This window comes from Fibrobacter sp. UWB10 (assembly GCF_900182935.1).
GTDB classification, from domain to species: domain Bacteria; phylum Fibrobacterota; class Fibrobacteria; order Fibrobacterales; family Fibrobacteraceae; genus Fibrobacter; species Fibrobacter succinogenes_O.
Map to the genome: position 1 here is coordinate 1 of NZ_FXUE01000001.1, position 21411 is coordinate 21411.

Sequence of the window (21411 nt, forward strand, 5' to 3'; positions counted from 1 at the left end):
TACGAATGATCTGCGCTAGTATAATCTTTTCTCACAAAACTGCTAGACGACTTCACCACGCTGCTGCTCGAAGCCACAACGCTTGAAGAAGACTGCTTAACTTCTTCGCTGCTACTGGACTTCGGCGTTACACTAGAGGAAGAAGCAATTACCACGCTACTGCTGGAATCTTCTTTTTTGACAGAGGAAGAAGACTGTTTATCTTCACTAGAAGTAGGCTTTGCCGAGGAACTAGATTCGTTTGTCTTTTCAACAGAAGAAGATGATTCTTCACTCGGGTCCGGGACAGGCGCAGAACTACTTGAGTCATCGCCACAAGCGACAAACAAAACGGCAGAAAGCAACAGCGCAGCAAAATATTTCACAGAAGACCTCCGGTAACCTCATGAATTCAGACTGAATTTAGCATTTTTCGGCAGAGAATGCTGATGCTGACCTTCGTCAGCATGACAACAGGCGGAGAATGCCGGGGCGTTGCGGGGCGGCGAGCGCCCGCAGAGAGGGTGCTGGAAGACCCGGCGAAAAATGCTAATGGCCGAAGCGAATGTTTTTTAGCAAGCGAACGATTTACGGTTTTTTCCGTCTGTGAGCAATAAGCCCCAAGCGTTAAGCGAGGGCGATTGCGAGAGAGAGGCTGTAAAGCCGAACAGTCTGTCATTGAGCGGGTAAAAACATCGTGAAGGCCATTGCCTGATTAAAGCCGGGGCTGCAAGCAGGGGGATTCTTCCCCCTTTTATCATCTAACACACCGTACAGAGAATCCGAAGTTCTTGGGTTTGGACATATAGCCAAATGCCATGGATTTGCTGGTGAGATACCACACACGGGCAGAGCCCGGGGCAATGCCTTCGGAGGAATCGTCGGAGCTCCAGAAGAAGGCGAATTTGGCGGTATTGCCGTAGGTTTCGTCGTCGAAACGGTTGCCAGCAGGCATCGCCGAGAATTTGAGAGTATCGTTGCCGTTGGTGTCGCCCGACCAGCCGTAATCAGCCTTAATCAAGTAGCCCGCGTTAAAGTCGGCGCCTGCCGCAGTCCAGAGGCTTTCAAAGTCGGCGTGAGTCGGCAAGCGGAACCCGGCGGGGCATGCCTTTTTGGCCGCATCCCAAGTGTAGAGCCTGCCGAAAACCATGCACTGGTCGTCTTCATCTTTGTAGCAGAAACTGCCCTCGGTTTTGTAATTCAGGTTGTCGCCCAGCCATTCGAGGCCGGCAATTTTCACCGTACGATACATCTGCTTGTCGCGCGGGTCCTTGAACTCGTTTTTCTTTTTAGACTTGGGAGCCGCCGAGGCGTAGACTACAAACAAACTAACAAACAAGACCAGCCAGAATTTCATGGTGTAAAAATAGCATAATAAAGGGGTCTCCCCCAAGCTTTTTTGCTATTTTCTACCCAAACTCAAGGAGTCCTATGCTTTTCAAACGAATTTCAGCCGCTATCCTATGCGCCGTAGCCATGAGCCTTGCAGCCCCCGATGCCGATTCCGGGGAAGACATGATGATTTTCAAGGCGATTCTGCAGAGCCCGATTTTCAAAGATAACTTTGTGCAATCGTGTACCGCACAGTCCATGGAATGGCTCGGTGCAAGCCAGGCCGACAAGACCTGCAATTGCGCTTTTGACCGCATGGTGAAAGACAGCAAGTTCATCAACCGGATCCTGAGTTCGATAAACAGCGAAAACATTGACTTTCAAAAATGGGGATTCGACTTTATCGAGCCGTGCATTCCCCAGAACTACCCCGCCGAAACAGACATTGCCTTCGTGAAGGAATGCCTGAAGGCCGGCGACGTGGACAAAGCAACCTGCGAATGCGTGCTGAATTCGATCAAGAAAGATTACAGCGTGCGCGACCTGATGAAAACCGCTTTCGAAGACCAAAAGAAGCTGGAAGTCGACCTAATGCTCAAATCGGCGCAGTGCCTTTCGAAATAATTCAGGAAATACCCCTATAAAAAACTAACGGCATCCCCCCCAAGGGATGCCGTAGTTGGTGTTTGGGATGTTTGGTTTCGTATCCATAAGATAGATTCGTATGCAAGCAAAAGGTATACTTGCAGCTTACAAAGCGTTGTTGTACTTTACAACACCCCGACCCCCGTTTCAGTCTCAAAATGAGCCAAAATGGCGTAAATTTTTGAAAAAACGGCATTTTTTTATTAAACACCCCCCAATAGCGTTGTTATAAAACTGCTGTTTTGGGGCAAAAAAAACGCCCAAAACGGCCAAATTTTCACATTTCGAGGCGTTGGCACGGCCTTTGCATATAGTATGGCGGTAAAAAAAGAGAGGTTTTATGTCCGATTTTAATAACGATGCAGAAAAAGTGTTGGCCAAGGCGCAGAGCCTGCGTGACCGTTGCTCGCATTCCTACCTGGGTGCGGCCCATTTGGCCGTGGGTCTAGTCGAAGGCCCCGATGCCACCCTGAAGAAACTTTATAAATCCAAAGGCGCGAAGACCAACGAACTCCGCGGCAAGCTGGAACCGTTCGTGCAGAAGATTCCCCGTATGGAAGGCGTGAACCCCGACGTGGAACCGGATAACGACTTGAACCGCATCTTGCGTGCTTCCGTGCAGGCGGCGCGCCAAGTGAACCGTATGGTGACCCCGGGCGATATGCTCGTGGCCTTGATGAAGTTCTCGGGCGACCGAGGCCTTGCGAAGGTGTTCGAAGATGCTTTGGGAAGCGTCGAGGTCGTGGAAACATGGCTTTCGGACCCGTTTGCGGGAGCCGCCAATGCCGAGGAACAGTCTCCCTTGAAATTGTACGGGCGTGAACTCGTGGAAATGGCTGCCGACGGAAAGCTTTCGCCGGTGATTGGCCGTGAAGAAGAAATCCGCCGCGTCATCTTGATCTTGAGCCGAAAGACGAAAAACAACCCGTGCCTGGTCGGTGAACCTGGCGTGGGTAAGACCGCTATTGTCGAAGGGCTCGCCGAGCGAATCTATCGCGGCGATGTGCCTGACGCTCTGAAGGGCAAGAAGTTGTTTGCGCTCGATTTGTCTGCCTTGATGGCGGGCGCAAAGTACCGCGGCGATTTCGAAGAACGTTTGAAAGCCGTGCTGGACGCCCTCGAAGAAGACGGCAATACCTTGCTGTTCATCGACGAAATCCACACCATCGTGGGTGCGGGCAAGACCGAAGGCTCCATGGACTTGGGCAACATGCTTAAGCCGAAGCTCGCCCGTGGTGAACTGCACTGCATCGGTGCGACCACCACGCAGGAATACCGCAAGTACATCGAGAAGGATTCCGCCTTGGAACGCCGTTTCCAGCCCGTGCAGGTTGACGAGCCGAGCGAAGAGGAATCGATTTCTATTCTGCGTGGCATCAAGGACGGATTCGATGCGCACCACGGCGTGCGTCTGCACGACAACGCGCTTGTGGCGGCGGTAAAACTTTCGAACCGCTACATCAGCGACCGTTTCTTGCCGGACAAGGCTATTGACCTGATTGACGAGGCGGCAAGCCTTGTGAAGACGCAGATGGATACCGTGCCCGAAGCCTTGGACACCTTGCAGCGTAAGGAACTCCAGATGAAAATCGAGGAGCAGGCCTTGGCGAAGGAAACCGACGACACCAGCGTAAAGCGCCTGAAAGAGTTGCGTGAAGAACTCGCGACGACAGATGCGGCTGTAAAGCTGATGCAGGACCGCTGGCAGGAACGCCGTGCGAAAAACGCCGAGTTGCAGGGCCTTAAAAAGTCTTTGCAGCAGGCGAAGGACGAGATGGAGCAGGCTGAAGCCCGCTACGACTTGAACCGCGCCGCCGAACTCAAGTACAACAAGATCGTGAACCTCGAAAAGGAAATCGCCGCGAAGACTGAAGAAATCAGGAAGTCCGCCAGCGACGGCGACTTGAGCGAAGAGGTGACCGAAGAGACGATTGCCCTCGTGGTAAGCCGCTGGACGGGAATTCCGGTGACCAAGCTTTGCGAAGGCGAAAAGGCCAAGTTGTTGCACTTGGACGAACGCCTGCATGCCCGCGTGATTGGCCAGGATGAAGCTGTCGAGGCTGTTTCCGAAGCCATCTTGCGTAACCGTAGTGGCCTTAGCCGCGAAAATGCGCCGATTGGTAGTTTCTTGTTCCTTGGCCCGACAGGTGTCGGCAAGACGGAACTTGCCCGTGCGCTTTCGACTGAACTGTTCGACAGCGAAGCAGCCCTGGTGCGTATCGACATGAGTGAATACATGGAAAAGCACAGTGTCAGCCGTTTGATTGGTGCGCCTCCGGGATACGTGGGCTACGAAGAAGGCGGCCAGCTGACCGAAGCCGTGCGTACGCATCCGTACTGCGTGATTCTGCTCGACGAAATCGAGAAGGCTCACCCCGACGTGTTCAATACGCTGTTGCAGGTGCTTGACGACGGTCGTTTGACCGATGGCAAGGGCCGTACCGTGAACTTCAAGAACACCTTGATTCTGATGACGTCGAACCTGGGCGCCGCTCATTTCCAGAACCGCGCGGGTGATGCAAAGCCTGTGACCTTGAAGGAAATCGAGCCGGAACTCCGCGGATTCTTCCGTCCGGAATTCCTGAACCGCTTGGACGAAGTGCTGGTATTCCAGAGCCTCACGAAGCCGCAGATCAAGGACATCGTGAAACTCAAATTCAAGGGTCTGGCCGAACGCGCCGCCCGTCAGGATTTGCAGCTCACGCTGACCGACAAGGCGCTCGATGCCATCGCCGATGGCGCTTACCAGCCGGAATTCGGCGCACGCCCGATTCAGCGTTACCTGGAACGGAACGTGGAACGCCCGCTGAGCCACGCCATCCTCGCTGGCGAAGTGAGTGCAGCAAAGCCCGTAACCATCGACTACGACGGAGCTACATTCACGGTGAAGTAAAATTCTCCTCCAATCCCCAAACGAAAGACCCGCTTATTATAAGCGGGTCTTTTCTATCATATTTTACCGAGTCTTTACGGCTTCATGATTTTCGCGACTTCGTCGTGAATCAGTCCGTTCGAGGCCATGCTCGTGTAGCCTTCGTAAATCGGGGCTACCGGCTTGCCGCTTGCATCGAAGAGTTCCGTGATGCCGTCGATAGTGCTGAACTTGCCGCCCGCCTCCTTGAACAGGAGCGGATACGGGGCGATGTCCCACAACGAAACCACAGGGTCAATCATGAGTTCGGCACGGCCGGCGGCAACCAAGTAGTAGCCGTAGCAGTCGCCCCAACCGCGGTGCAATCTAGCAGCCCGACGTACGGCAGCGTACTTTTCGCCGTAGCCCGCGGTTTCCATGGTATTCACAGTGCCCGAAAGCACAAGCGATTCCGAAAGAGTCGAAACCTTGGAGCAGCTAACTTCACGGCCGTCTAAGAAAGCGCCGCCATCTTTTACCGCCCAGACCGCCGTATTCATCGCGGGAATGCGAATGAGACTTGCAATCGGCGTACCCTTCTTGTACAAGGCTATCAGCGTCCCGAATAACGGCACGCCATGAATAAACGCCTTGGTTCCGTCAATCGGGTCGATGACCCATTGGTATTCGGCATCGGGATTTTCAATTCCGTATTCTTCGCCAATCACGCCAAAGCCCGGAGTTTCTTTTTCCCAGAACTTGCGGGCGATTTCTTCGGTGCTTTTGTCAGCGATGGTTACAGGAGTGTTGTCCTTTTTCCATTCCACGCCAACGCTTGCCTGAAAATACTTCATGATATTTTCTTGAGCAAGGTCTGCAGCCTTGAGCGCAATCTTCAAAAGCTCTTGATTTTCAGCAGTCGCTGCCATAACACCTCCGGCAATTAAGCCTGAGCCTTCCACTTTTTGACGAGGCTAACCAAGAGTTCGTTTTCTTCGCGCTTGCCGAGAGTCACGCGGATGTGTTCGGGCAGGCCAAAGCTGGTGAGCCCACGAACGATCATGCCGTTCTGTTCGAGGAACAGCACGAGGTCCTTCGCCTTAGGGCCAATGTGAATACAAATGAAGTTACCCTGAGTCGGCAACACCTTGAAGCCAAGCGATTCGAATTCCGGAGTCAGGTACTTGATACCTTCGGCATTGAGTTCGAGAGTCTTCTTGACGTGTTCCTTGTCAGAAAGGGCCGCGATTGCAGCCACTTGGGCAGCCTGGTTCACGTCAAACGGCGGCTTGATTTTCCACATGGCCTTGATTACTTCGGCATTTGCCATAGCATAACCAATGCGAAGGCCCGCGAGGCCGTAAATCTTACTGAACGTGCGGTTGATGAACAAGTTCTTATACTTGTCAAGCATGTCTATCAGCACGGGGTAATCTTCGGCAGTTGCAAATTCAGAATAAGCCTGATCGAGGAATACAAGCACGTTGCTCGGAACCTTATCCAGGAATTCAATCAATTCCTGCTTGTTATAGTAAACGCCAGTCGGGTTGTTCGGGCTGCAGATAAAGACCACGCGAGTCTTATCATTCACCACCTTCAAAAGTTCCGAAAGCGGAGTCTTCTGGTCGCCCACACCGACACCGATAAAGTCAGCACCGTTCGAAAGCGTCGTAAACTTGTAGACCGAGAACGTCGGCGTGATGCCGATACAGTTGTCACCCTGACGAATGAAAGCCTTGCCCACCATGTCGATGATTTCGTCGGAACCGTTACCAATCACAATCTGGTTGGTGTTCACACCGTAAAAATCAGCGATGGCATTAATCAGCTTGGGAGCATCACCACGCGGGTACAAGTGCAATGCGTCCGCAATTTCGTGGTAGGCTTCGACCGCCTTCGGGGAAGCTCCGAGCGGGTTTTCGTTCGAAGCCAATTTAACGACTTTCGTAAGCCCGTACTTCGCACGGATTTCATCCATGGATTTGCCGGGAACGTAATCAGAAAGTTTCAAAAGCTCTGGACGCGGATCAATCATGATATCCTCTTTTTTTTGCGCCTAAAATTTAGCTAAATTGGGACTCATGAAAATTTCCCATTTCATTATTTTTGTGTTAATAAGCCTTTGCATTCAAAACGCATTCGCTTTAGACCGTATTTGGAACATGCGCTATACCCTTGGCCCCGATGCAAGGCCCGCACCTAGGTTCGGTGCAGGAATCGGCATGCGTTCTGACTTTGGCAGCAACGTTCTATTCCCGGTCAACATTTTGGGTTCACTCAACAAAGAATGGGAACTTGGTGTCAAGGTGGACATGTACACCTACAACAAAATGGACAACTTGGAAGCATCCATTGACCTCGGTGGTAGATACCGTATGGGTGCAGGCCGTTTTATCGAATTGGACGGCTATTTCGGACTCAACCGCAATAACGGTAGCGCCTTGGTGTTGACCTACGGCAAAGAAGTCTACATTGCAAGCAATTTTTCGAACTCCTACGAAGCCCGCGCCGGCTTTTTCGAAGGCGTTACCGGCGAAGACGGTTACGTGAAATTCGCCCTCGGCACCATTCCGACACTGCACTTTGGCAAAAGCTTTCTTTGTATGATCGAAATCACCTCGAGCGGAAGCATTGGCCACTTGCGCGACGACTTTATGGTTGACATTATTCCGAAGCTTGAACTGGCCTTTGGCGGAACCCGCGTGCGCCTGGAATTCGACATCGGTGTCATGCAAGAAGAAAACAACGACCAAAAGAGCATCGGTCTGTACGTGCAGACCGCCTTGTAATTATTCCCACATTGTATTTACGAGCATGGAATCCTTTCGAAAGAGGATTTCTATTGTTCCCTTTTCTGCCGTATTCAAATACGGAATCTTGAGAGAATCAAGCCTTTGAATTACCTGCTTGCTCGGATGGCGGAACCGGTTCTTGCGCCCGCTCGAAATAAGGGCTAGCTTTGGTTCCACCTGATTCAAGAACTTGCGACTGCTTGATGTTTTTGATCCGTGATGTCCGAGCTTGAGCACATCGCTTTTCAGGTACGCATCGGTTTTCATGATTTCTTTTTCGCCTTGCACCGTCAAGTCGCCCGTCAGCAAAGCGGAATGCCCGAGTCCCTTTGCCCGAAACGCAATACTTTGTGTATTCGCATCGACACAACGCTTGGTATCTGGATGGAGCACCTTGATTTCAAAGAAGTTTTCTTTGTACAAGATTCCGCGAGAAATGTCGCGAATTAGAATTCCCCGCCGGTAGGCTTCAGAAACCACCCGTTGCCAGTTTTCTTTTTCATCGATTCTTGCGCATTCCGTTATCCAGAGTTCCTTGACCGGAAACATCTTGATGATTGATTCTGCGCCGCCGAAATGGTCTTGGTCTGCATGCGTGATGACTAAAGCATCTAGCTTGGAAGCCCCGATATGGTGCAGGTACGGAACGATGATATCTTTCCCGGAATCTTGCCGTTTGATATCGCCCGCATCCACCAGAATATGCGAGCCCGAAGGTGTCGTGAGCAAAAGGCTATCGCCCTGCCCGATATCGATGGCCGTCAGTTTCCAGCTCGGTTTTAGAATAGCATAGTATCCTTTGTATGCGAAAACGATTGCAAAAAGGAGCATGCAACAAAGCGAAAACCGCCTAGCGACTCGGTTCTTGCTTGCAACAGGAACCAAGACTATCAACGCCCCGCACAAAAGCAATATGGAGGGGTCAAACGGCCCAACAGTCACAGAGGCCTGCGAAGAATCCGACAGCAAGCGCGTCAAGAGCGATGCCAGCCGTAAAAAGAATCGCGCCGCATAACAAAAATGTTCCCGCAGTAAATCAATCGGCGAGAGCAACGCAAAAAGTCCCGCCTGCATGCCCATCGAAATCGCAGGCACCACCACAATATTGCCAAGCCACGCAAACGGAGAAAGCGTCTTGAAATGGTGAATCAAAAATGGAGCCGTCGAAAGTGTGGCGCACAGAGTCACGTAAGTCGGCTCCACCACAAATGCCTGCAAGCGGGCCCACCACTTATTCTTACGAAGTTCATCGGGCAATTTCTTAAGCGGATTCCAAGAGCCGCCCATCAGAATGCCCATGGTCGCCGCCACCGACAGCTGGAAACCAGGATTCCAGATAACAGAAGGCTCCGGAATCATAATAAAAAGGAGAGCGACCCCCAGGCTATTCAATGTATTCGCAGTCCTTTGGAACAATGCGCCGACCTGCGGCACGGCGAACATGAGCACCGCCCGCCTTACGGCGGGCGATCCGCCGGTCACAGGAATGTACAAGAACAAAAGCGCAATCGCCAAAATGCGCACCACTCGATGCGGAAGCCCAGTTGCCTTCAAGAAAATCATCAGCATGCCCGCCAAGAGCACCACATGAAAACCACTTATCGCTAAAACATGCACAAGCCCCGAGCGCTGAAAATCACTGCGCAAAGCATCGGGAATGCCCCCGCGGTCCCCCGCCAAAAGCCCAAGCAACAAGCCTGTTTCAGACGGATCCAGATAATCGCTAAACCTCGACGCAATCCACTTGCGAAAATGATAAAAACTGCGTTCCGGCACCCAAGTTTCACTGAAAACGGTCCAATGGACAAATTTTCCGTACGCCAAGAGTCCTTGCGACTTAAGCCACCCTTTGGTATCGAATGCCCCCGGCACTGTAGGCGGTAAAACCGGGTAATACGAAGCCTCGTAACACAGAGAATCGCCTGGCATGGGGTACTCGGGCAACGAGCGTTTTTCAGTCAGTCGAACACGATAAGGCTCAAGAGACTCGCCCGCCATCGTCTGAGTCGTACGAATCACGATAGCCATTCCACTTTTTTTGGATTGCGCCGTCTCAACAATCCCGCAAGCCGTGGTCAAAGCACCTGCCGCAGGCGAATTCTTTTCTTGTTGACTCACCGAAAACTCATGAGCCACAATCGCCACCACTATGCTAATCAAGACCACCCATTGGAGCGACCTTTTAAAAACATGCGTCACGAGCCCTAAAATAGGCCATAAAAAGCAGGCATACATCGGTTCGTCTATTCCTGCAAAAATAATCGTGATGACAATCGCGCTCAACAACGCGGGTTTTCCCATGAGCGGGGTGAGTAAGTTTTGCAAATCGGTCAGAATTTTATTTTTTTTGCTAGATTTCATTGTTATAAAGCCCTTAAAAGAGTCCTATCCTATACACGCTTTTTTTGGGGCAATGGAACCTGTTTTTATGAAAAATTTTTGTAAAAAATTTCGTGCATTATTATTTTTAGGCTTAGCGCTTCTCGTTGCCGGCTGTGGAGATGACTCTTCACAGGAATTTATCCTTTACCCGGATAGCGGACTTGCCTTTGGCCTTCACCCCAATGACTATGCCCGCAACGATTCTTCGGCCGCAAACCTTGCCCATGGTATCACGCTGACGGTTCATCCCAAGGCAACTTACCAGCTATCGTTTGACATAGACCCCAATTTTGAAGCACCCAAGCTCCAGCTTTTTAGAATTTACACCACCGATGACGGCGAAGAACTGCACGCCAAAATGGTCCGCACGCTAGACCCTGATATCCAAAATGGTCGATACGTCTACAGTTTTGTCTGCGAAGAACGCGAAAGCACTCTGTGGGCAACCTCTTTAATTCTGGACAAGACATTCTATCCGGGCCGCGTTTCAAACATTCTTTTCACCGGCGACGGCGCCTATTCTGACCATTTTTCAATCAACTTGATTTTGGTCGGCAATATTGAAGAAGACCTTGAAGACTATTCCGTTGACGAACTCGCCTCGAATCTACTCGCCGAATACCGCAAACATTACTCCTCGGTAACCATCGACACATTGTACATCAATCGCGCCGAATCCCACCCGAAATTGGGTAAAAAATACCCGGCAAACGCACCATGGATTGCAGGGCGTTCTTCGGATGATGTGATGCTTTCTGAATTAGGCGGTTGGCCAGGAATCGAATACGCCTTAGACATCACTTTAGTTCATTTTATCGACAACGAAGGCATTTTGGGCTATTCGAACCTGTTCAGTGCAAATCTTGGCTCGGGAGTCGGAAGCACGGTCGTTCTCGGCACACACATCAAGACTCTTATTGGCGAAGAAAAAATCGATATGCGAGGAATTATCGAAACTGCTCTACACGAAACAGGGCACTTCTTTGGGCTCCGCCACACGACTGCAACTCAGGCAGACATTGAAAATATCTTCATGGGCTACGATTTTGGCGATTATTCAAACATCGATGACGGACTTGATGACACGCCCTCTTGCATTGGCGAGGCAACCGTAAACCTCATGAAACTTCAAAAATCGGACATTCAATACAGACATTTAATGCCCCGTATCCGAATTTCCGCAGGCTCTTCGTTCGAGGTCGAAGATTGCCCGGATGCAAGCAACTACATGTTCCCCGTTACCGTAGACAATGTAGACCTCCAGTTTAGCGAACAGCAACTTGACATTATCCGCCGTAACTTGATGATTTTCCCCCACTGATTTTTATGAAAGCATCGCAATTTTCTGAAAACGCACAACTTTTAGCATTTGTCTTGCAACCCGGTGCCGAATGGCTCCCCGAGGTTATTGACGCCTTGGAACGGACATGGGGAAAAATCCGCCACAAAGGGAAACTTTTTGCTTTCGACAAAACGCCTTATTACACCCCCGAAATGGGCGAAGGCCTGTACCGCGGCGTACTTTCGTTCGAATGTACGATTCCGCCTGAAACGATAGCCCTCGAAAAGGAACGTAGCAACGCCTTGGAACTCACCATGGCGCAAGCGTCGGATCCCAACGCCCGCAGAGTAAATATTGACATCGGCTACATGGACTTGGACAAGGTCGTGCTCCCGAGCTACAAGCGAGGGCCCTTCAAACTTTACGCCGGCAACGGCGTGTGGCTCGACATGCTCTTGACGTACGCGAAAGGACAATTCCACCCAACGGCATGGGCTTTCGAAGACTTCAAGCGCAATCCCTACCAGCATGACTTACAGCTTATTCGCGAGCGCTACAAGAAGGCCGGCAGCGGGAAAGATTCTTCTAACGAAACGGCGGTTAGGCTTTGAAAAATCTGATCTCGATTGTCGTAGGCGTCATCGTCTTGCTTATTGGTGTCCGCTGGTTCATGCAACAGTCGGCGGCCAAAGAAGCTTTCGATAAGCACGAAGCGTTAATCGCCGAGACAAACGAATGCCTTGAAATGGCCGAATGGAACTGCGCCGAAAAGAATGTGCGCACGCTCCTCAAAGAAACGCCTGATGACCAAAATTTGCAACTGCACTTAGCAGGAATCCTTTTCGAGCAAGAACGCTACGAAGACTGCATCGCCTACGCTCAGTCGCGCAATTTTAAGCATGAAGACCTGGATTTCCTTAAGCAGAAATCTGAATCGCTGATGCGAGAAATGGCCGAATTGCAGTTGGAACGATCTATGCATTTCCGCGTGGAATTCGAAGGTCGCCCTTCCCGCAGCGATGTAATGGAAGCGCTCTCGGTTCTTGAAGTGGCCTACGATTCGCTTTGCAGGCTATTCGATTTCCACCCCGAAAACAAAATGCACTTGGTTCTTTACGAATCGTCGCAATACCAAGGAATCGGGCCGCGCCCAGAATGGGTGGGGGCCGTATTCGACGGCAAATTACGCATTCCGGTGAACGTGATGGCCTACCGTGAAATTTACCGCCCGATGTTCTTCCACGAGTTGACGCACGCGTTTGTACGCGCCATGACGCGCCATCATGTACCGCTGTGGGTCAACGAGGGCATTGCCCAAGTGATTGATGCATCTCGCACGGGCATGGCAAGGCCCGAAGGCGGCGCCCCCAGTATCGAAGCACTTACGACGCCGTTCGTGAACGAAAACAACACTTCGGCGGCAGTCAAACTCTACTGGTATTCGCAGGCCATGGTCGAACGACTTTTAGCACGCAACGCAAGCCTTGTACACTTTAGAGATTATATTCAAAACATGCGGCAATTGGGCGACGAAGAAGCCCTCCAGAAATTCTATGGCGTAACAACGCAACAGTTGCTCGACGAAGTAAGGTAATTTTGGCAGCGGAGTTCTTATGGCAAATCGCAAAAAACACATCGTGATTCTTGCAACCGGCGGCACCATCGCAGGCGTCGGTGAACCCGGCAAAAATACGGGCTACGTGTCCGGGCAAATCTCTGCCGAAGACCTAGTCAAATCCGTGCCCGAGCTTTCGGACTACGCCGAAATTACAACCGAGCAGATTTGCAACGTAAATTCCGACGACATCACGGACAAGCTCTGGATTAAGCTTTCAAACCGCATCACGGAACTGCAAGAAGACGAATCTGTCGATGGAATCGTCGTGACTCACGGCACCGACACCATGGACGAAACCGCCTACTTTATCAGTCTGACTGTCAAGTGCGAAAAAGCCGTCATTGTAACCGGATCCATGAAGCCCGCCACCGCCAAAAATCCAGATGGTCCCGAAAACTTACTCGGTGCCGTTCGTGCCGCCGCAGGCTTTGCCGTCGATGACGACCCTCCGGCAAATTTAGTGTGGGTGTATTTTGCTGGCGAACTCTTTGATGCACGCAATGTGCAAAAATGCTCTGCCTCGGCGATTAATGCCATGGGCGTCAACGCTCCCGGCGAAGGCTCCAATTGGAATGCCCTCAAGGAACAGAACTTCTTTGATGTTTCCAAGTTCGAAAGCCTCCCCCGCGTCAATGTAGTCTACTTTACCGTAGACGCGAATCCGAAAATTCTGGAATACGCCGCCTGCGTTTCCGACGGCCTCGTGATTGCAGGCGCAGGCTCGGGTGAATTCAGCCTTGCGTGGGCGAAAGTCCTTGAAAACATCGACATTCCGGTCGTCATTGCAAGCCGCACTCATCACGGACTTGTGACTCTGAACAAGTCACTTGCGCCCGGCCGCATTTGCGCCGGTCGCCTCGCCCCGCAAAAGGCAGCAGTCCTCCTGAAACTCGTGCTCACGCAAACTAGCCGCACCGACGATATCAAGCGCGTTTTCGCCCTATAAAAGACCATAAAAAAGACGCGGTTTTACCCGCGCCTTTTTAGCTTCACAACATAAAACACGAATTAAATCGTCTCGACGCTCTTCACGTCGGCGCTGTAATCTACGCCTTCGATGTCAAAACCATTGGTTGCCAAGAAGTCGTGACGGTAGCCTTCCAAGTCGCCCACCTGAGCAAGATTTTCCTGCGTGATGGTCGCCATGCGCTTGTTCACTTCTTCTTGCACCTTCGGGTCCAATTCCCAATCGTCAATACGAATCAGGTGGTTTTCATCCGTCGGAACAGCACTACCCGTATAAAGACGTTCGTTCATCAAGCGTTCCATCTGTTCAATGCAACCTTCGTGACTACCCTGTTCCTTCATCACCTTAAAGAGCACCGAAAGGTACAGCGGGATAATAGGAATCACGGCACTAGAGCGCGTGACCAAGCCCTTATTCACCGACACATAGGCTTCGCCCTTTAATTCCTTCTGAAGTTCTGCGTCAAGTTCCCTAGCAGTTGCTTCCAAGTGCTTCTTGGCGCCACCAATCGTACCGTCGCGGTAAATCGCATGCGACAAAGCCGGGCCAATGTAAGAATAGGCAACCGTCTTTACACCTTCGGCAAGCACGCCAGCAGCCTTAAGCTGACGAATCCAAAGAGCCCAATCTTCGCCACCCATCACCTTCACGGTGTTTGCCATTTCTTCTTCGTTGGCGGGCTCTGCGCTAATTGTGCTGATTTTACCGGTCATGCAGTCAATCGTTGCACCCGAGAAGGTTTCGCCAATCGGCTTCAACACGCTACGATAAAGCGTTCCGTTGTCCGGATCCACGCGCACGCTCGATGCCACGCTATATACCAACAAATCGACCTTACGACCCATCTTGTTCAACGTATCAATCACGTTCTTGCGCATTTCATGGGAGAATGCATCGCCATTAAACGTTACCGCTTCGAGGCCTGCTTCATGAGCGAACTTGTCAAAAGCCATGTTGTTATACCAGCCAGGTGTACCCGATTTCTGGCGAGGTTCATCAGTACCTTCTTTTTCAAACGACACGCCGATTGTTGCTGCACCAAATTCAAAGGCTGCAGAAATTCGGCTAGCAAGTCCATAACCTGTCGAGCAACCAAGCACAAGAACCGTTTCCGGAGCATCTTTCAGGGTTCCGCGTTCAGCGCGCTTCTTTTGTACGTATTCAATTTGGCGCTTCACATCCATGGCGCAACCCTGAGGGTGGGCATTCACGCACATATTGCTGCGGATCATCGGTTCAATTACCATCTTTACACCTCTTTCTTAACTATTTGTTTACAAACCGCGCCAAATGTAGCAAAGAGAGGCCCTTTTTTGAACCCTTTTGGAGCCTTCCCCGTCCTTTTTGTAAGGAAAAAGTAATTTTATAACCTTTTTGAAAGTTTGAGCCAAGCCATAAATAAAAGCTATAACTAAATATCACCATTTAAACAATATTCTTCGTTTTTCTTCATTTTTAATTAGTCATTGTTCATTATTTAGCCCTAATTTGGGCAACCATTTTCTAAATTTATGCATATGAGTGAATTTTTGCATAAAAACAGCGTCGGCCCCGTAGTTCCCCAGACTTTCGAAAAAGATTATGGCGAACAGGGCTTCATGCTGGAGTGTGGTAAGACACTCCCGGCGCTGACTATCCGTTACGAAACGTACGGAACACTGAACGCAGACAAGAGCAACGTAGTCTGGGTGTGTTCCCCGTTAACGGCCGATGCCCACGTAGCCGGATACTATACCGAAAACGACAAGAAACCCGGTTGGTGGGACGCCTTGATTGGCCCCGGAAAACCGGTCGACACAGACAAATTCTTTGTCGTGTGCAGTAACATTTTGGGTGGTTGCAAAGGCACAACTGGCCCCGCCTCCATTAACCCGCGCACCGGCAAGCCTTACGGCAGCACCTTCCCGATGATTACCATCGGCGACATGGTGAACGCCCAGCGTGAACTCGCCAAGGGACTCGGCATCGATCAGCTCTGCTGCGTAATCGGTGGTTCCATGGGTGGTTTCCAAGCCATGAAATGGGCCATTTACTACCCGGACCTTGTACGCCGTTGCATTGTGATTGCAAGCTCTCCGCGTTTCAGCAGTCAGGCCCTCGGTTTTGAAATCGTCGCCCGCGATGTGATTACTCAAGACCCGAACTTCAACGGTGGCGACTACTACGAATCCGCCCACCCCGATGTCGGCCTTTCGAACGCCCGCAAACTCGCCCACATTACCTATCTCAGCGCTGTGGGCATGGAACAAAAGTTCAAGCGCGCACAAGACCAGGAAAGCCGCAACCACGCAGTCACCTACAGCACGCCTTTCGATCTAAATCTTCCGCTCGAAAGCTACCTGCGTTATCAGGGTGCCAAATTCGTGGACCGCTTCGACGCCAACAGCTACCTGCACATTGCACACGCTACCGACAGTTTCGATCTCGAAACGGAATACGGTTCTTTAGAGGCCGCATTCAAAGACGTGAAGGCGGAATTCCTGAACGTGAATCTCAGCACCGACTGGCTTTTCCCGCCGCATGAATCACGCCGTATTACAAGCGCACTCTTGAATGCCGGCAAGGTCGTTACGAGCCTCGAACTCGACACGCAATTCGGTCACGACGGCTTCCTTATCGAAGTCGGCGACCTCGGAAAGGCCGTGGGCCGTTTCCTCGACAGCAAAATTATTCCGACCTCGACCGATACGCAGGTCATGCCGGTATTCCATGACACCGAAGACTTCGACTACATCGGAAGCCTCGTCAAGGAAAACAGCAAGGTGCTTGACCTCGGCTGCGGTAACGGCGAACTGCTCGACTTTTTGAACAAGAAAAAGCATGTTGAAGTTCTCGGCATCGAACGCAACTTCAAGAGCATCATGGATTGCCTTGAAAACGATGTGCCCGTGATCCAACGCGACCTCGACGAAAGTGGAATCAGCGACTTCAAAGACAATAGCTTCGACTATGCGATTATCAACCGCACCATTCAAGAAATCCGCGACCCGGTCGCCCTCTTGAACGAGCTCTTGCGTGTGGCCAAGCGCGCCATCGTGACCTTCCCGAATTTCGGCCACTGGACAACTCGCGGAAGCCTGATGCTGCGCGGTCGCATGCCGAAGTCCAAGGAATTGCCTTACGAATGGTATGACACGCCGAACATCCGTGTGCTCACGCTCAAAGATTTCTATACTCTTTGTGAAAAGGAAGGCCTGAAGGTCGAAACCATTCATTACCAGAACGAACACAAGTTCAGCAAGTTCCTGACGGCTATTGGCCTCACGACCTTCGGCGCTGAACACGTGATTGCTATGGTGAGCAAAAAGTCCCAAACGTAAAGTTTGGGACGATTGCGAGAGTGAGCAACGAATGTGCGAACGGTCTTATAAAGTGAGCAAGAAATAAATTTAGGGATTAATTATGGCTATTTTATCGATGACGGGGTTTGGGAAGAGCGAGTCCATGTACCAGGGCGCAAGTTGCGTGATTGAAGTCCGCAGCGTGAATAACCGCTTTCTGGATATCTCTTGCAAGTTGCCCAAGAACCTGGCCTACCTCGAAAATAGTTTCAAGAACCAGATTAAGGATAAGCTGGTCCGCGGTTCGGTCATCTTTAGCGTAACGCTTGGCGCAGGCACGGGCGGAAACATTCCCGTTTCCTACAACGACGCCGCCATCAAAAAGTTTGTCGAAATCACGCACGCCATGCAGCTGAAATACCACATTGCAGGCGACATCCAGCTGGAACATATTCTGGCCCTCCCCGAAGTTTTGCAATTCACCGATGCCGACGCCGACTCCGACGCGCTTGAAAAGCACCTCGCTGCCGAACTCGACAAGGCTCTCGATCAGGTGAACGAAATGCGTGCCAAGGAAGGCGCCAACCTCGCCCGCGATCTCGAAGGCCGCGTGAATCACTTGAACGCCGTTCTCGACAAGATTGAAGTTCTTGACCCGCAGCGCATCGAAGTCTGGAAAGACAAGTTCAAGGAACGCATCAACGTGCTCTTGAAGGATAGCGAAATCGACGACGTCCGCCTGCTGCAGGAAGCCTGCATCATGGCAGACAAACTCGACATCCACGAAGAAATCACGCGCTTCCGCAGTCACAACAAGCTTTTCTTGAACGCCCTCAAGGAAGGCGGCGCTCAAGGCAAGAACCTCGGATTCATTCTGCAAGAAATGGGCCGCGAAGCCAACACCCTCGGCACAAAGTGCCAGAGTGCCGACATCGCCGCCCTTGCTATCGAGCTCAAGAACGAAGTCGAATGTATCCGCGAACAGAGCCTCAACATCGCTTAAGGCGAGTGTTGCGGGCAAGCTTGCTTGCCCATGACCGAGCCGAGCGAGGCGCGCTACAAAGTAGCGCCACATCGCATAATCGCGACACATTTCAAACCATTAAAAAAGGCGCTCCGTGGAGCGCCTTTCTTTTTTCATTTTAAATCGAATTAATCCTTAATGCAACGCAAGCTTGCGCCGTATTCCGGATTGAACTTTTCGAACTTGGCGATATCCTTGTCGTGGAAGAACACCAGCACTTCGCCTTCAGCCGTCCAGAAGAAAGCCTTCTGACCAGCAGCTTCGAACTTGCGTTCCTTCAGCGGGACATCGCTCTTAGCAAAGTGTGCACCACCGGCCTTGGCACCGAATCCAAGTTCATCCTTTCCGTTGCCGTAATTGTTGGTACCCTTGATTGGATCCCAGCCGTAGCCAGCCTTCAGCACAACGCCCACCGGCTTTTCCTTACCTGCAAAGGCAAGCAATTCATTCCATTCCTGCTTAGTCGGCATGTGGAAGCCTTCAAGGCAAGCCTTCTTGGCGTTTTCAAAATTGTAGAGACGGCCCCAGTGATTGCACTGCGAGCAAAGCGAACCCGACGCCGTGCCGTAATTCATGTTTTCGGCCGTCCAAAGTTGCGAGCCAATACGAATCCATTCGTAAGCATAGCCATCGCGCGGATCCTTGTAAGAACCACTCGTAGCCGGTTCGCCCGATTCATCGAAATATTCGCCGAATGCAATCTGCTTGTTCTGCTTGTATTCAGCCTTAGACGCAACCTTGCCATTCTTGTGGTAGCGAATCACCGTACCTTCGATATAGCCATCGACATAATTGTATTCCGCTTCGGGAATACCGTCTTCATAATATTCCTTGACAACCCCTTCGCGGCGATCGTTCACGTAATTGGCTTCGCGCTTTACGTTACCGTTTTCGTAGTATTCCTTTTCGGGGCCTTCCTTCTTGTCTTTGACATAGGTTGTCTCGATACGGACTTTTCCACTGGGGTAATTTTCAACGCGCACGTCTTCGCACGCACTAAAAATCATGGCAGAAGCGAATACGCCCGCAAGAACCACCGGACGCACCATGTAATTTAATTTGTTCATCTTCTATTCCTTTATTTGTAACCCACACAAATTCCAAGATTCATTTAAATTCGGATTTTACCTGCGGTTGCAAGGAGTCCAAGCATGTAAAGCATGCCATCGTAATAGCGCCAGAAACGGTATGGCACAGAAAGCGCTGCCAAATCCTTCACAAACGGTTTGATGCGCGGATCGTCCGTCGGCAACACCTGAGTTGCAGCCGCATTCATTGCAATCACACCCGGGGTCGCATTACGGCCTGGGCGCGGAAAGTCGCCACCATCAATAGCGTAATCTGCCAAGTAGGGGCGCTTGCCGTTAAAGTAGTTCAAAAGCTTTTCGCAGATTTGCTTTTCACATTCGTGTCCGCGGAACAACGCATAGTCCAAGCTCAAGTTCATAGCCACACGCCAAGCATCACCACTAAAGCAATCACTTTCGGGGTACCAAGGCGTTGCCTTCGGAGTTCCATCGTATTCGGAATATTCGCTGCAAAGACCCGTTACCGGGTGGGCCGCCTTTTGAATGTATTCAAGGCTTTTTTCTACAGTCGTATACCATCTTTCATCTCCGGTTGCTTCGGCAAAAGCGCGGTAGAAGGCAATGGTGTTGTAGCTCGGGTCCGTAAAATCGTTGCCCAATACAGGAGAGAACTTCACCAAGTTGCGTTCAGGGTCAATCATCGGGCCCACAATTCCATTATTCGGCTTATTGCGCATCCAGTTAATCAGTCCCACGGCCTCGTCTTTGAGGTCAGGACGATTGAACTTTTCAGCCGCAATCAAAAGAGCCATGGCAAAGTATTCTTCGCCATCGGGAGCAGCCCCCGGATCCATCTTGCTAAAGTCCGTTGTCGAAACCTGCCAGGCAAAGTAACCCACATGCGGGCCGTCATCATTTCTCAGATAACGCTTGGTAAAATTCCAAAGTTTGTCGAACTGACGTTCATGGCCCGTGAGCGCCGTAATATACATGCCGTAGCTCATGCCTTCAGAGCGGATATCGTCATGACCGATATCAATGATATAGCTCATGTTTTCAGAAGCATCAAAGCAAACTCGTTCGTCGATCGGGTCTCCTTCAAATAGCTTGCTATAGGCATTTTGTATAAGCTGATTAGCAAAGTTCGGCCCATAGCCGGCTTCAACAAACATATCACGCGGTGTCAGTCGTTCCATCATTTTCCTTTAAGTTTTTTTACCACAAACCACCTATTCCATAAGATAAATAATTTGTATTTTAGTTATATAAGAATTACAGAGATATGGAGTCATTTATGACAGATATGCTGATTTTGGGCTACGGCCCCGCAGGTATTTCGGCCGCGCTCTATGGTTTGAGAGCAGGTCTTTCTGTCCAATTGATTGGTAAAGACGGCGGTGCACTCGCCAAAGCCCACATGATTCAGAACTACTACGGACTTGAAAAGCCCCTTTCGGGCGAACAACTCTTGGAAGTGGGCCACAAGCAGGCAATGGCCCTTGGCGCGAAAATTATCGACGACGAAATCACCGACCTCATGTTCGATGGTCAGGGCTTCTCGGCAAAAGGTCTAGTGGGCGAATACCACGGAAAAGTTTGCATCATGGCTACAGGGGCCGCCCGCAACAAGCACCCGGTGGCCGGCATGGCAGAACTCGAAGGCCATGGCGTAAGCTATTGCGCCGTTTGCGACGCCTTCTTCTACCGCCAGAAAAACGTAGCGGTTCTTGGAAGCGGCGAATACGCCCTCCACGAAGTCCAAGAGCTTTTGTCTATCGTCAAGAGCGTCACGCTCCTTACAAACGGAGCAGCCTTGTCCACCTCGTTCCCGCCCAGCGTCCGCATCGAAAATCGCCACCTGCAATCCTTGGTTGGCGAAGGCCAGTTCAAGGGAGTGCATTACGAAGACGGCTCCGAAGAACAATTCGACGGACTCTTTGTCGCTCTCGGAAGCGCAAACGCTACAGATCTTGCCAAGAAGGCCGGTGCAGGCTTTGACGGTCCCACGCTGGTTCTCGACAAAGATTTCCAAACGACACTTCCAGGCCTTTTCGCTGCAGGCGACTGCACCGGAGGCACACTCCAAGTTGCCGTTGCTGTTGGCGAAGGCGCCAAGGCAGGACTCGCCGCCATCAAGTATATCAGGGAGCATAGGGCCTAGATCGAATTTAGAATTCGTTCAGTTCTAATTAGATCATGCATCGTATTACTCTACTCACCAACCCTGACA

At 51.1% G+C, this 21411-nt stretch carries 17 protein-coding genes and 1 pseudogene; 10 read left to right on the forward strand and 8 right to left on the reverse strand.

All coding sequences use genetic code 11. The features are described from left to right. Positions 1-365, reverse strand: a pseudogene (locus QOL41_RS00005) (InlB B-repeat-containing protein); the annotation flags it as partial. Between the two features lie 371 nt (positions 366-736). Next, positions 737-1336 (reverse strand): fibrobacter succinogenes major paralogous domain-containing protein, encoded by a 600-nt coding sequence (locus QOL41_RS00010; protein ID WP_283428143.1) that lies wholly within the window; start codon positions 1334-1336, stop codon positions 737-739. Between the two features lie 74 nt (positions 1337-1410). Here QOL41_RS00010 and QOL41_RS00015 point away from each other — a divergent pair, with 74 nt between their 5' ends. After that, complete coding sequence (locus tag QOL41_RS00015; RefSeq protein WP_283428144.1) at positions 1411-1935, forward strand: hypothetical protein; 525 nt, start codon at positions 1411-1413, stop codon at positions 1933-1935. 361 nt (positions 1936-2296) lie between these two features. Then, the gene (locus tag QOL41_RS00020; protein WP_283428145.1) at positions 2297-4849 is read left to right on the forward strand and encodes an ATP-dependent Clp protease ATP-binding subunit; all 2553 of its coding nucleotides are present in this window, start codon (positions 2297-2299) and stop codon (positions 4847-4849) included. 74 nt (positions 4850-4923) lie between these two features. Here the strand turns inward: QOL41_RS00020 and hisN are convergent, their stop codons facing one another. Further along, entirely contained in the window at positions 4924-5736 is an 813-nt protein-coding gene (hisN, locus tag QOL41_RS00025; protein ID WP_283428146.1) for a histidinol-phosphatase, read from the reverse strand. 14 nt (positions 5737-5750) lie between these two features. Continuing rightward, entirely contained in the window at positions 5751-6842 is a 1092-nt protein-coding gene (hisC, locus tag QOL41_RS00030) for a histidinol-phosphate transaminase (protein ID WP_283428147.1), read from the reverse strand. 46 nt (positions 6843-6888) lie between these two features. On the opposite strand from hisC, the gene QOL41_RS00035 reads away from it, so the two are divergent. After that, the gene (locus tag QOL41_RS00035; RefSeq protein ID WP_173652820.1) at positions 6889-7596 is read left to right on the forward strand and encodes a hypothetical protein; all 708 of its coding nucleotides are present in this window, start codon (positions 6889-6891) and stop codon (positions 7594-7596) included. Here the strand turns inward: QOL41_RS00035 and QOL41_RS00040 are convergent, their stop codons facing one another. Continuing rightward, positions 7597-9960, reverse strand: a complete 2364-nt coding sequence (locus QOL41_RS00040; protein WP_283428148.1) for a DNA internalization-related competence protein ComEC/Rec2 — start codon at positions 9958-9960, stop codon at positions 7597-7599. Positions 9961-10027: 67 nt separating this feature from the next. Here QOL41_RS00040 and QOL41_RS00045 point away from each other — a divergent pair, with 67 nt between their 5' ends. Genes QOL41_RS00045 through QOL41_RS00060 form a run of 4 tightly spaced genes read left to right on the forward strand, consistent with a single transcriptional unit; the run spans position 10028 to position 13827 of the window. Next, the gene (locus tag QOL41_RS00045; protein ID WP_283428149.1) at positions 10028-11302 is read left to right on the forward strand and encodes a zinc metalloprotease; all 1275 of its coding nucleotides are present in this window, start codon (positions 10028-10030) and stop codon (positions 11300-11302) included. A gap of 5 nt (positions 11303-11307) precedes the next feature. After that, the gene (locus QOL41_RS00050; protein ID WP_283428150.1) at positions 11308-11874 is read left to right on the forward strand and encodes a DUF4416 family protein; all 567 of its coding nucleotides are present in this window, start codon (positions 11308-11310) and stop codon (positions 11872-11874) included. Continuing rightward, positions 11871-12857: a tetratricopeptide repeat protein gene (locus tag QOL41_RS00055; protein WP_283428151.1), complete on the forward strand. Its 987-nt coding sequence runs from the start codon at positions 11871-11873 to the stop codon at positions 12855-12857. Before QOL41_RS00050 ends, QOL41_RS00055 begins: the two co-directional genes overlap by 4 nt. A gap of 19 nt (positions 12858-12876) precedes the next feature. Further along, positions 12877-13827 (forward strand): asparaginase, encoded by a 951-nt coding sequence (locus QOL41_RS00060; protein WP_283428152.1) that lies wholly within the window; start codon positions 12877-12879, stop codon positions 13825-13827. A gap of 62 nt (positions 13828-13889) precedes the next feature. On the opposite strand, the gene fabV is transcribed toward QOL41_RS00060, so the two are convergent. After that, positions 13890-15095: an enoyl-ACP reductase FabV gene (gene fabV / locus QOL41_RS00065; protein ID WP_283428153.1), complete on the reverse strand. Its 1206-nt coding sequence runs from the start codon at positions 15093-15095 to the stop codon at positions 13890-13892. Between the two features lie 270 nt (positions 15096-15365). Between fabV and metX the strand changes: the two genes are divergently transcribed. Together metX and QOL41_RS00075 are read left to right on the forward strand one after the other, a co-directional pair. Next, the gene (metX, locus tag QOL41_RS00070; RefSeq protein ID WP_283428154.1) at positions 15366-17168 is read left to right on the forward strand and encodes a homoserine O-acetyltransferase MetX; all 1803 of its coding nucleotides are present in this window, start codon (positions 15366-15368) and stop codon (positions 17166-17168) included. A gap of 82 nt (positions 17169-17250) precedes the next feature. Continuing rightward, positions 17251-18132, forward strand: a complete 882-nt coding sequence (locus QOL41_RS00075; protein ID WP_163438388.1) for a YicC/YloC family endoribonuclease — start codon at positions 17251-17253, stop codon at positions 18130-18132. Positions 18133-18281: 149 nt separating this feature from the next. Here QOL41_RS00075 and QOL41_RS00080 read toward each other — a convergent pair whose 3' ends face one another. Beyond that, complete coding sequence (locus tag QOL41_RS00080) at positions 18282-19220, reverse strand: FISUMP domain-containing protein (protein ID WP_283428155.1); 939 nt, start codon at positions 19218-19220, stop codon at positions 18282-18284. 44 nt (positions 19221-19264) lie between these two features. Next, positions 19265-20377, reverse strand: a complete 1113-nt coding sequence (locus tag QOL41_RS00085; RefSeq protein WP_283428156.1) for a family 8 glycosyl hydrolase — start codon at positions 20375-20377, stop codon at positions 19265-19267. A gap of 98 nt (positions 20378-20475) precedes the next feature. Here QOL41_RS00085 and QOL41_RS00090 point away from each other — a divergent pair, with 98 nt between their 5' ends. Then, a complete protein-coding gene (locus tag QOL41_RS00090; RefSeq protein ID WP_283428157.1) occupies positions 20476-21342 on the forward strand; it encodes an NAD(P)/FAD-dependent oxidoreductase in 867 nt (288 codons plus the stop codon). The last annotated feature ends 69 nt before the right edge of the window (positions 21343-21411 follow it).

Excerpts from the sequence above, each read along its gene's own strand:
- QOL41_RS00010 (WP_283428143.1), bottom strand. The coding sequence starts at position 1,336 with ATGAAATTCTGGCTGGTCTTGTTTGTTAGTTTGTTTGTAGTCTACGCC.
- QOL41_RS00015 (WP_283428144.1), top strand. The coding sequence starts at position 1,411 with ATGCTTTTCAAACGAATTTCAGCCGCTATCCTATGCGCCGTAGCCATG.
- QOL41_RS00020 (WP_283428145.1), top strand. The coding sequence starts at position 2,297 with ATGTCCGATTTTAATAACGATGCAGAAAAAGTGTTGGCCAAGGCGCAG.
- hisN (WP_283428146.1), bottom strand. The coding sequence starts at position 5,736 with ATGGCAGCGACTGCTGAAAATCAAGAGCTTTTGAAGATTGCGCTCAAG.
- hisC (WP_283428147.1), bottom strand. The coding sequence starts at position 6,842 with ATGATTGATCCGCGTCCAGAGCTTTTGAAACTTTCTGATTACGTTCCC.
- QOL41_RS00035 (WP_173652820.1), top strand. The coding sequence starts at position 6,889 with ATGAAAATTTCCCATTTCATTATTTTTGTGTTAATAAGCCTTTGCATT.
- QOL41_RS00040 (WP_283428148.1), bottom strand. The coding sequence starts at position 9,960 with ATGAAATCTAGCAAAAAAAATAAAATTCTGACCGATTTGCAAAACTTA.
- QOL41_RS00045 (WP_283428149.1), top strand. The coding sequence starts at position 10,028 with ATGAAAAATTTTTGTAAAAAATTTCGTGCATTATTATTTTTAGGCTTA.
- QOL41_RS00050 (WP_283428150.1), top strand. The coding sequence starts at position 11,308 with ATGAAAGCATCGCAATTTTCTGAAAACGCACAACTTTTAGCATTTGTC.
- QOL41_RS00060 (WP_283428152.1), top strand. The coding sequence starts at position 12,877 with ATGGCAAATCGCAAAAAACACATCGTGATTCTTGCAACCGGCGGCACC.
- fabV (WP_283428153.1), bottom strand. The coding sequence starts at position 15,095 with ATGGTAATTGAACCGATGATCCGCAGCAATATGTGCGTGAATGCCCAC.
- metX (WP_283428154.1), top strand. The coding sequence starts at position 15,366 with ATGAGTGAATTTTTGCATAAAAACAGCGTCGGCCCCGTAGTTCCCCAG.
- QOL41_RS00075 (WP_163438388.1), top strand. The coding sequence starts at position 17,251 with ATGGCTATTTTATCGATGACGGGGTTTGGGAAGAGCGAGTCCATGTAC.
- QOL41_RS00080 (WP_283428155.1), bottom strand. The coding sequence starts at position 19,220 with ATGAACAAATTAAATTACATGGTGCGTCCGGTGGTTCTTGCGGGCGTA.
- QOL41_RS00085 (WP_283428156.1), bottom strand. The coding sequence starts at position 20,377 with ATGGAACGACTGACACCGCGTGATATGTTTGTTGAAGCCGGCTATGGG.
- QOL41_RS00090 (WP_283428157.1), top strand. The coding sequence starts at position 20,476 with ATGACAGATATGCTGATTTTGGGCTACGGCCCCGCAGGTATTTCGGCC.